The organism is Corallococcus llansteffanensis (assembly GCF_003612055.1).
In the GTDB taxonomy this organism is placed as follows: Bacteria; Myxococcota; Myxococcia; order Myxococcales; family Myxococcaceae; genus Corallococcus; species Corallococcus llansteffanensis.
The window spans coordinates 1-11,186 of sequence record NZ_RAWB01000333.1 but is presented as its reverse complement, the minus strand read 5'-3'; the positions used below and the strand labels follow the sequence as shown (position 1 = coordinate 11,186).

Annotated in this window: 4 protein-coding genes; 2 read left to right on the top strand and 2 right to left on the bottom strand. The window is 67.3% G+C overall.

The genetic code is table 11. The features are described 5' to 3' along the window. Positions 1 to 105: 105 nt before the first annotated feature. Positions 106 to 1,155 (bottom strand): hypothetical protein, encoded by a 1,050-nt coding sequence (locus tag D7V93_RS44545; RefSeq protein WP_147451349.1) that lies wholly within the window; start codon positions 1,153 to 1,155, stop codon positions 106 to 108. A gap of 294 nt (positions 1,156 to 1,449) precedes the next feature. Continuing rightward, a complete protein-coding gene (locus D7V93_RS44540; protein ID WP_147451348.1) occupies positions 1,450 to 1,788 on the bottom strand; it encodes a hypothetical protein in 339 nt (112 codons plus the stop codon). Between the two features lie 911 nt (positions 1,789 to 2,699). Here D7V93_RS44540 and D7V93_RS26925 point away from each other — a divergent pair. Together D7V93_RS26925 and D7V93_RS26920 are read left to right on the top strand one after the other, a co-directional pair. Then, entirely contained in the window at positions 2,700 to 4,313 is a 1,614-nt protein-coding gene (locus tag D7V93_RS26925; RefSeq protein WP_147451347.1) for a hypothetical protein, read from the top strand. Between the two features lie 135 nt (positions 4,314 to 4,448). Then, a partial coding sequence (locus tag D7V93_RS26920; RefSeq protein ID WP_158623869.1) for a non-ribosomal peptide synthetase occupies positions 4,449 to 11,186 on the top strand: 6,738 nt, incomplete at its 3' end.

Below are 11,186 nucleotides of genomic sequence, written 5' to 3'. Positions count from 1 at the left end.
CGAAGGGCCGTTACCGAGGCACGCGCCGCAACCTCTTTGACCTCAGGCGACTCGCGGTCGTCCAAAACCTCGAGGTCGCCGCGCGTTACCAGCGCGCGGCGTGACCTAACCTGTTCGGCGCTCTAGGCTTGCTACGCCTCCATCTTCCTGCTGAAGAAGTTCTAGTTTCACCATCAGGCCGGTGGGAGTCATCATCATGAACCCGCCATCTAAAGATTCTGCCGCCCACTCCCGCTCACGCTGGGCCCTGGCTGCAGATGCTTGAATAGCAGCATCAACGTTATTCGTTGCGAGCAACTTGAATATGTCTGTGGAGATGCCAATGCTGGCACGCAACCCCGCCACGCTGACGCCTTCATCAGACTTCAATGATTGAGGATAGAAAACCGTGCGCGTCCTAGCCATCGCCAGGTTCCCGTCTCCTTGAACCTCCGACAATTCATTGGCGCGCTGGAAGAGAGCCGAGAACTCTCTCTGCTCACCAAGCGCCACGGCATTGCCTTCCGCACCATAGCCCATCAGATGAAGTGCCGCTGCGAGGTTCGCTCGCGCAAAAACTTGCCACGGATCTTCTCCGCCCCTCCCCTCAGCGAGATCAACTTCTATTGCAGGGTCTACGAATCTACAAACCGCAGAATGCTTAGCTTTATACTGAGGAATAAACAACCCACCCACGACGCTCTCGCGAAGAGCCAATCCCCCACCAACAACCAAATTTCTCTTCTGGGGAATGCCGTCATTCATTGACTTGATCAAATTACCAAACGTCTGAGTCCCCTTACACTCAATTACACATACATTTCCCGCCCTATCGAAACCAACGAAGTCAGGACTCTTTGCCGGCCCACGTTTTCCGGAAGCCTTCAAGTACATTCGAGGCTTTCCGAACCTAGTCACAGCATAATTGGTTGATGCAAGCGTCGACAGACCCAGCGCGCGCATGAGAAGCGATGCGGTCACCCCCATTCCCAAATCGTCACTCAACACGGTCTTCTGATGAGCATCCAGATCAGTCCACTCGCTACGCAGTCGCAAGTCCCTGTCAGCACTCAACGCGGGCATATAGCGCATGAACGCCCAATAGTCACTCAAATCGAAACCATAACTAACAGGAGGCGCAGTGCAGAACGCCACTTGGCATAACACCTCCAGCATATTAATTCTCCTAGGTCCCGCGATCTTGATTAGACCGGCGGATGGAGTGCTGGGTGCGGGCCATGTGCTCGCATCAACTTCCACATTAATGCTTCGAGTTATGGTCATTGCTCTTCTAGGCGCCCGTGCCGCACTCATGGATTCACCCCTACCTGCCCTGTAGTATATTCCTATTACCTACGCGTCCGAGCAGCGCCCTCAACCTCGTCATCCAGATACATCAGCAACGAAACGAGGCGCTCTAAAGAGCCATTTCTCGTCAGACGACGTTCTTTGATCCGTGAGCCAGCATGGCTATTCGCCAACGATCAAATAAACAAAATAGGACTGCTGGATGTTTCCGATCCCTTCCCCGCCAGAACTGATATTCTCGGGAGGCATCAAGAAGTTACATCGTCGAGCATAATCAATAAGATCTCGCTCCAAGTCGACAGCTATATCCGGTCTAAATGCCTCGTAAAGCAGGACCATCTTCGACCAGCCATTGCGCATGTGCTTCACCCAGCGCCGCGATGGCTTGGCGCTGACACCGATATAGATTCGGCTCCACGACCCCCGGTAGCCGTTGAGCATCGGCTTGATTATTGCCATGGCGCTGTCGCGCCCAACGCGCACGATTCGGTCTTCAATCATTCTGTCTCCATGCCCGCGCTGTGAACGCGGCATCTCATCCAATTTCACAGGAAATTGGCACGTATTCCGAGATAATTTTCAAAACCGGCCAGCGAGCGTCTCGCTGCAGGCTCGACATTCGCTGAAGTGGGGGTTTCCCCCACATGATTAGTCAGGCCTTGGCCTTGAATGCCTCTCCTAGCATGACGATATTGGCCGCCGTCAGATGCAGCGCGTAGGCGACTAGATAGCCCGGAACATCAGTTGGCGCGTCCCCCTGTCCATGCCCGCCCATCGAGGCCCTGGGTCGGGTCGCCACCGTGACGAGCACTCCGAACTCCGGCGCCACCGTCTTCGTGGACCTCCCCCTCGATTCGCGCCCTTTCGCGAAGGAGCTGCCAGGACGCGAGTAGAAGTTGAGGGCGACGGCTTCTCGGCCGGACTCTCGTTCGCGGCAAGTAGCCCCGTTGGCAACGCAGCGAAAGCGGCAAGGCCCAGGGGAGGTCTGCCTGGAGCGCTTCGCTGAAATTGTGTGCTGAAGCACGGACAAGGACTGCCTCGGCCGAAGCCACGGCCTCGTGAGGTGTCCATGTCCTATCGTCCCAGGATTCGTGAGCTGATGGATGAGTTGAAGCATCTGGGGTGTCGGGCCCGCCCCCTTCGTGGTGGTTCCCACCAGAAGTGGACTACGCCGGGAGGCGCGGCGTTATCCGTGGTCATCACCCGGCCCGGCGACGAGGTCAGCCGCACCGTGCTGACCAGCATCCGGCGGGTCTTGCGCAAGGAGTGCCTCCGCCTTGGATTCGATAGGGCATGATGCCTGGCCCGGGGCGCTTGCCGGATCTGCTTGGCTGCGCGCCGGCCACGGGTGCCTCAGGATGTCGCTCTGGGACGTCCGGACAGGGACGCCCCTGGCCTGTAGGAGCACTCGCATGACGCGCAAGTCCCGGAAAATACTGTGGAAAGGTCCCTTGCCCACGAGCGGGGAAGTCCTCGGCGGCGTGGCGGGCCTCTTCGATTGGAAGCCTCGACGCAGCGCACAGGACCGTACTTGGCGCGAGTACATCACCGGAGGCACCGTCCGTGAGGAGACGCGCTGCGGCATCCTCCGGGAGTTCATCGAGGATGGGTTTCGAGGTGCCGGGTCCCCACTCACTCCGGAGGGACTGCCCGTTGCTCATTTGCAGTCCATCTCAGAACTGGTGCAGGTGCTCGTGGCGCATGCCTCGTGGTGGGATGACCTCTGCGACAGGCGGAAGAAAGCGCTCCCCATCGGAGCCTCGCGGTTCATCAACACCGTGATGCTCCGGCTGGCGGTCGTTGAGTTGGCCGTCCGGCTCGCGCCCCTGGGGACCCTGCACCTGCCTCAATTAGAATCGTTGAAGGAGAAGCCGGAGCGTATCGACGTCCCCGAGCACCTGCTGACGACCTTGCTGCGGCAGTTGCTCAAGGAGTCGAAGATCACCAGGAACGCGCTTTCGGAGGCCCTGAATGTCACCAAGGAGGCCGTGGACCAATGGTTGGCCAAGGGCAAGGTCATCGGCCTCAAGCGGCTGGATGAGATCGCCGAAATCGTCGCCCACAAGCTCGGTGGCAGTGCGGAGGTGGCCAAAGGCCTCTTGCGGATAGCGCGGCTGATGACCCAGGTGTTCGAGGGTTTGCGTGAGCAAGTGGGGCAGGAGGAGCTGAATGGCCTGATTGAGGGCCTGTGGCGACTGACACAGGTGGCCTGCCGTGAATGCGGAAGACAAGTGGAGTTCCTTCCTGACATGGAACGCGATCAGGTGCTGGGACAGTTGATCGTCCTGGGCTCCGCGGTCTGGCCGGGACCGTTACTCAGAAATGCCATGCTGGTGCAGGAGGAGGATGACTCCTGGCGGAGGGTCATCTCCGCGCTGCCACACCAGTGGGAGTGGATTCTGGCAGAGGCTCTGGCAGCAGAGCAGCAATCCCTCAAGATGCGCGAGGTCTGCATTCAGGAAGGGTTCAAGTATTTGATGTTGGATGAAGCCCAGGTCGCCATGAACAAGGTGGTCAACGTCCTCGTCCCCAAGGAGCGCCTGCCTACGGTCCTGGTGGAAATGGAGCAACGGCCTCCAAAAGAAGCGTTGGAGCTGATGGTGGCGTTGATCTTTCAACACGGCCAGTCTCTCGTCTCTGAAGGAGCGGGCCCCAATGCATGGCGGGAACTCCTGGGTCTTGGCGAGTCCTGTCGCTACCTGATGCGCTCTGCCAACACCCCCGAACACCATGCAGCGTTGAACCTGCTCTCCTGGTTCAATTATGTGCAGGCGCTGATGCTGCTACAGATGACGATGAAGTCGATTTCAAACGAGGAACTGCTCACGAGTACCGCGTGGGACGAGCAGGTCCGTGAGGCCCTTGAGGCACTCCCGCCCATCCCCGAGCCTGTGAATCCCGACTTGGAGGAGACTTTCCATGTCCTCATGGACGTGAAGGGCACGCTGGAAGAGACGTTGCGTTGGCTCCGGGAGATTCGCGGGCGCGTCACCCGCGAACGAGGCTTACGGGCAACCTCACCGTGAACGAGGTACCGAGAGCCCCCTAAAGAGTCCGCTCGGCGTGCGCGCCGGGACGGACTGTCGGTGCAGACCCTGGATGGAAGCGGGCGCATGGCGACTCCCGCCCGTTGTCCCGCGCTGTCCGACTATCCTGTAAACATGAGTTCAGCGGAATCGAAGGGGACCGGTGCGTCGGCGGGGGTGACGCCGGAGCAGAAGCGTGCACGTCTGGCGGAGCTGCTGCGCAACAAGACCCGTCCCGTCCAGCAGGCGCCCGTGTCGTTCAGCCAGGAGCGCATGTGGTTCCAGGACCGCCTGAGCCCGGGCAGCGCCTCCTTCAACATCCCCGTCCGCGTGCGCTTCTCCGGCGCGCTCGACGTGGAGGTCCTCCGCGCCAGCCTCCAGGAACTGGTGCAGCGCCATGCGCCGCTGCGCACCACGTTCATCGAACAGGACGGGCGGCCCCTCCAGCGCATCGCTCCCACGCTGGACATGTCGCTGCCCGTGGTGGACCTCCAGTTCCTCCTCGCCGCCGAGCGGGAGGCCGAGGCTCAACGCCGGATCCTCGACGAAGCGCGCCAGCCCTTCGACCTGGAGAAGGGCCCACTGCTGCGCACCGTCCTGTACCGCCTGGATGCCCTTGAGCACCTGCTGCTGCTCAAGCTGCACCACATCATCACGGACGGCTGGTCCATGGGGGTGCTGGTGCACGAGCTGAGCGCGCTGTACCCCGCGCTCGCCTCGGGCCAGCCCTCTCCGCTGCCGCCGCTGCCCATGCAGTACGCCGACTATGCCGCCTGGCAGCGCGAGTCCCTGAAGGGCGAGGTGCTGGACGCGCACCTTGGCTGGTGGCGGGAGCGGTTGGATCCGGACGCCGTGCTGGAGCTGCCCACCGACAGGCCCCGCCCCGCTGTCCCCTCCGGGCGCGGTGCGCGCATCACGGAGGTGCTGCCCCTTCCGCTCATCGAGTCGCTCAAGGCGCTCGCGCGCGCCGAGGGCGCCACCCTCTTCGGCGTGCTGCTGGCCGGCTTCCAGGTGCTGCTCTCCCGCTACACCGGGCAGCAGGACGTGGTGGTGGGCACCTCCATCGCAGGCCGAGGCCGCGCCGAGCTGGAGGGGCTCATCGGCCTCTTCACCAACTACCTCGCCTTCCGCACGGACCTGTCCGGCCCGCCGTCGTTCCGCGAGCTGCTCGGCCGCGTGCGTGAGACGACGCTGGAGGCCTATGCCCACCAGGACGTGCCCTTCGAGAAGCTGGTGGATGCGCTCAAGCCCGAGCGCCAGCTGAGCATCAATCCCCTCTTCCAGGTCGCGCTGACGCTGCAGAACGCGCCCCTGCCGCCGCTGCGGTTGCCGGGGCTCGTCCTGGACGCGCAGCCCGTCGACAACCGCACCAGCAAGACGGACCTGTCGTTGCTCGCCTCGGAGCTGCCCGAGGGCCTGCGCGTCACCGCCGAATACAACACGGACCTCTTCGAGCCCGGCTCCATCCAACGGCTGCTCGCGCACCTGCGCACGCTGCTGGAGGGCGCCGCTTCGACTCCGGACCGGCGCATCTCCGAGCTGCCGCTGATGGACGCGGCCGAGCAGCGACAGGTCCGGAGCGAGTGGACCGGAAGCACCGCGCCCTTCCCTGAAGCCACCTGCCTGCACGCGCTCTTCGAAGCGCAGGCGCGGCGGACGCCCGAGGCCCCGGCCGTCCAGTTCCGGGGACAGTCACTCACGTACGCGCAGCTGGACACCCGCGCCAACCAGCTCGCGCACGCGCTGCGCCGCCGGGGCGTGGGGCCCGAGTCCCGCGTGGCCCTGAGCGTGGAGCGCTCGCTGGACGTGGCCGTGGGACTGCTCGGCATCCTCAAGGCGGGCGGCGCCTGGGTGCCCGTGGATCCACTGCTACCGCGCGAGCGCCTGGCCTTCATGTTGGAGGACAGCGGCGCCGCCGTGCTGGTGACGCAGGCCCCGCTGCTGGAGCGCTTCCCGGAGGCGCACCATGCCCGGGCCCTGTGCCTCGACTCGGAGCAGGGCGCGCTCGCGGGTGAGAGCCCCGAGGCCCCGGCCTCCGGCGTGGGCCCGCGAAACCTCGCCTACCTGCTCTACACCTCCGGCAGCACCGGCACCCCCAAGGGGACCGCCATCGAGCACCGCGGCGTCACCAACCTCGTCACGCATGAAGCCGTGGCGTACGGCATCGGGCCCGGCAGCCGCGTCCTCCAGTTCGCCAGCCTCTCCTTCGACCTGTCCGTGGAGGAGATCTTCACCACGCTGTGCAGCGGGGCCACGCTGGTGCTGGCGCCGCTGGAAGACCTGATGCCGGGCGAGCCGCTGCGCAAGCTGGTGCGCGACGAGGCCCTCACCGTCATCAGCCTCACGCCCGCGACGCTCGCGGCCACGCCCGCCGAGGGGCTCCCGGCGCTGCGCACCGTCATCTCCGGCGGTGAAGCGCTGCCCGCGGAGGTGGTGGCGCGGTGGGCCCCGGGTCGCAGGCTCATCAACACGTATGGCCCCACGGAGGCCACCGTCATGGCCACGCTTGTCGAGTGCGTGGCGGACGGGCACGTGCCCTCCATCGGCCGGCCGCTGGCCAACGTGCGCGCCTATGTGCTGGACGCGCGCGGCGAGCCCGTGCCCGTGGGCGTGAAGGGCGAGCTGCACCTGGGCGGCGTGGGCGTGGCGCGCGGCTATGCGGGCAGGCCCGCGCTGACGGCTGAACGCTTCATGCCCGACGCCTTCTCCGGCGAGGCGGGAGCGCGGCTGTACCGCACGGGCGACGTGGTGCGCTGGCGCGACGACGGCACGCTGGAGTTCATCGGCCGGGCGGACGCGCAGGTGAAGGTGCGCGGCTTCCGCATCGAGCTGGGAGAGGTCGAGGCCGCGCTGGCGAAGCTGTCCTCGGTGCGCGAAGCGGTGGTGGTGGCGCGCGAGGACGGGCCCGGCGGCAAGCGGCTGGTGGGCTACGCCGTACCGCGCGAAGGCATGACGGCCGATGGCATCGAGCTGCGGGCGGCCCTCAAGGACGTCCTGCCCGAGTACATGGTGCCCTCGGCCGTGGTGGTGCTGCCCGCGCTGCCGCTCACGACCAACGGCAAGGTGGACCGCAAGGCGTTGCCCGCTCCGGACCTGGCGGCGAGCGGCTCGCGGGACTACGTCGCGCCGCGCACGCCCACCGAGGAGCGGCTGGCCGCGCTGTGGCAGGAGCTGCTCGGCGTCACGCGCGTCGGAGCCCACGACAGCTTCTTCGAGCTGGGAGGCCATTCGCTGCTGGCCACGCAGGCCGTCAGCCGGATCCGTCAGGCGTTCACGGTGGAGCTGCCCCTGCGGCGTCTGTTCGAGTCGCCCGCACTGGACGCCGTGGCCCGCCTCATCGACGAGGCCCTCGCGGGAAGGGCGCAACCCGCACCGGCACCGCGCAAGCAGCACGAGATCCGCGCGCGGCCCGTGCCCACCCTTCCGCTGGAAGACGCGGCGCGAGCGATGGAGGCCCGCGCCCCCGCACCGTCACGCGGTGACGCCGCGGTGCCCTTCACGGCCGAGGTACGCCAGCGGATGTTGGTGGACTGGAATGCCACCGCCACGGAGTTCCCGCGCGGCTCCACGCTGACGGAGGTCTTCGCGCAGGTGGTGGCCCGCTTCCCGGAGAAGGTCGCCGTCGAGTTCGGGGACTCTCGCCTCACCTACCGGCAACTGGATGCACGCGCCAATCAGCTCGCGTGGCACCTGCGCGCGCTGGGCGTGGACACCGACTCGCGCGTGGCGCTCGCGCTCGATCGCTCCCTGGAGCTCATCGTCTCGCTCGTCGCCATCCTCAAGGCCGGCGCGGCCTACGTGCCCCTGGATCCGGCCTACCCGCGCGAGCGTCTGGCCGCCATGGTCGAGGACGCCACCCCCCGCGTCCTCGTCACCTCGCGCGCGCTGCTGCCGAAGCTGCCCCAGCAGGGACTGCATGCCGTGGTGCTGGAGGAGCTGTCGCTGGACGCCGGGCCCACGCACGCGCCTCCGCTGGCCGCCCTGCCCGGCAGCCTCGCTTATATCGACTTCACGTCCGGCTCCACCGGCAGGCCCAAGGGTGTGGGCACACCTCATGCCGCCGTGCTGCGCACCCTCTTCGGCGTGGACTTCGCCCACTTCGGTCCCGAGGAGACGCTGCTGCTGATGGCGCCTCTCGCCTTCGATGCCTCCACCCTGGAGGTCTGGGGCGCGCTGCTGCACGGCTCGAAGCTGGCGGTCTTCCCGCCGCATCCCCCGTCGGATCCGCACGAACTGGAGCGGGTGCTGGTGCGCCACGGCGTGACGACGCTGTGGCTGACCGCCGGGCTCTTCGCACAGGTGGTGGATTCCCACCTGCCCGCGCTGCGCTCGCTGCGCCAGGTGATCACCGGGGGTGACGTCATCTCCGCCTCGCATGTGCGCCGTGTGCTGGAGGAGCTGCGCCTCCCCGTGACGGCCGGCTATGGCCCCACGGAGACCACCGTCTTCGCCACGAGCCACCGCTTCACGGCCGCCGCACAGGTGGGCACCGCCGTCCCCCTGGGCCGCCCGCTGGGCAACACGCAGGTGTACGTGCTGGATGCCGCAAGCCAGCCCGTGCCTCCGGGAGTCACGGGCGAGCTCTACGTCGGCGGCGAGGGCCTGGCGCGCGGCTACGTCGGCCAGCCCGCGCTCACCGCGGAGCGCTTCCTCCCCCATCCCTTCGCATCCACGCCAGGAGCCCGCCTCTATCGCACGGGGGACCTGGCCCGCTGGCGCGAGGACGGCGTGCTGGAGTTCCTCGGCCGCACCGACGCCCAGGTGAAGGTGCGTGGCTTTCGCATCGAGCTGGCGGAGGTCGAAGCCGCGCTGCTCGCCCATCCGGAGGTCCGCGAGGCCGTCGTCGTGGCACGCGAGGACGTCCCCGGCGACAAGCGGCTCGTCGGCTACGTCGTCGCCCCTGAGTCCCTGGACATGGCCGTGCTGCGCGCGTCCCTCAAGCAGCGGCTGCCCGACTACATGGTGCCGTCCGCGATGGGACGACTGGCGGCGCTGCCCCTCACCGCCAACGGCAAGGTGGACCGCAAGGCCCTCCCCGCTCCCTCCACCTTCCAGACCCGCGTCCCGTCTCGCCCGCCGCGCACGGACACCGAGCGGCTGCTCGCCACGCTCTGGGAAGAGGTCCTCCAGACCGGAACGGTCGGCGCCGAGGACAACTTCTTCGAGCTGGGCGGCCACTCGCTGAGCGCCACGCAGATCCTCTCGCGCATCCGCCGCGCGTTCCAGGCGGAGCTGTCCATCGCGGACCTCTTCGCGGCCCCCACGGTGGAGGCCGTCGCGCGCCGCATCGAGACCCAGGCCCCGCGGCGGCCCGCGCTGGCGGTGCCTCCGCTCCGGCCCGTGCCGCGCGACGCCGACCTGCCCCTGTCCTTCGCGCAGCAGCGGCTGTGGTTCCTGGCGAAGATGGAGCCCACCAGCACCGCGTACAACCTCCCCTTCGTCGTGCGCCTGGAGGGGGCGCTCGATGTGCCGGCGTTCGCGCGCGCCCTGCGCGACCTGCTCCAGCGCCACGAGTCCCTGCGCACCACGTTCCGCGAGCAGGAGTCCGGCCCCGTGCAGGTCATCGCCCCGGCCCCCGCGCTGCCCGCGGGCTGGATGGACCTGAGCCCCCTGCCCGAGGCCGCGCACGCGCTGCGGGCCCTCATCGACGAGGAGGCGCGGCAGGTCTTCCCCCTGGGGTCCGGTCCGCTCTGGCGCGTCCTCCTGGTGCGCCTGGACGCGCGGCACCACGTGCTGCTCTTGACCCTGCACCACGTCATCTCCGACGCCTGGTCCATGGGCGTGTTCCTCCAGGAGCTGACCACGCTGTACGCGGCCCATGCGGAGCGCCGTGCGCCGGAGCTGAAGCCGCTGCCGGTGCAGTACGCGGACTTCTCCGTCTGGCAGCGGGGCTGGCTGCGTGACGAGGCGCTGGAGGCCCAACTGGGCTGGTGGCGCCAGCAACTCCAGGGAGCACCGAAGGCCCTGGAGCTACCCACGGACCGCGCTCGCCCTCCGGTGCAGACCTTCCGCGGCGCGGTGTGGCCCTTCCAGTTCCCTCGCGACCTGTCGGACGCGATGCATGCCCTCTGCCGGCGTGAGGGCGTCACGCCCTCCATGGTGGTGCTGGCCGCCTTCCAGGTGCTGCTCTCCCGCTACAGCGGCCAGGAGGATGTCGTCGTCGGCTCGCCCATCGCGGGCCGCCACCACGCGGAGCTGGAGGGGCTCATCGGCTTCTTCGTCAACACGCTGGTGCTGCGCACGAAGCTGGACGGAGACCCCACCTTCCGAGAGCTGCTGGCCCGCGTGCGCGACGTGGCGCTGGGCGCGTATGCCCACCAGGACCTGCCCTTCGACAAGCTGGTGGAGGCGCTCCGGCCCGAGCGCGATCCGCGCCGCCCGCCGCTCTTCCAGGTGATGCTCGCGTACCAGAACGCGCCCATGCCGGAGACGATGGGCACGGGGCTGCGCCTCCAGCCGCTCGAGCCTCGCGGTGGCACGGCGAAGTTCGACCTCACCCTGGCCCTCAATGACACGGCCGACGGGCTGAAGGGCCTGCTCGAGTACAACACCGACCTCTTCGACGCCGCGACCGCGCGCCACATGGTGGGCCACCTGCGCACGCTGCTGGAGGGCGCGCTCCAGGAGCCGGAGCGCCGCCTCTCCTCGCTGCCGATGCTCACGCCCGGGGAGCGCGAGTTCCTGTTCCAGTCCGGGAACACGCCTGTCACGGCACAGGACGCCTGTCCGCACGTGCTCCTCCAGGCGCAGGCCCGCCTCCATCCGGAAGCGGTGGCCGTTGAGCACGAGGGCCGCACGCTGAGCTGGGCGGAGGCGCACCGGCGGGCCCTGGAGTGGCGCGCCCGCGTCGGGGTGGCGCTGCCCCCACCCCCG

What these genes read in the sequence shown, in the direction of transcription:
- D7V93_RS44545 (WP_147451349.1), bottom strand. Translation starts at nt 1,155, where the DNA reads ATGCTGGAGGTGTTATGCCAAGTGGCGTTCTGCACTGCGCCTCCTGTT.
- D7V93_RS44540 (WP_147451348.1), bottom strand. Translation starts at nt 1,788, where the DNA reads ATGATTGAAGACCGAATCGTGCGCGTTGGGCGCGACAGCGCCATGGCA.
- D7V93_RS26925 (WP_147451347.1), top strand. Translation starts at nt 2,700, where the DNA reads ATGACGCGCAAGTCCCGGAAAATACTGTGGAAAGGTCCCTTGCCCACG.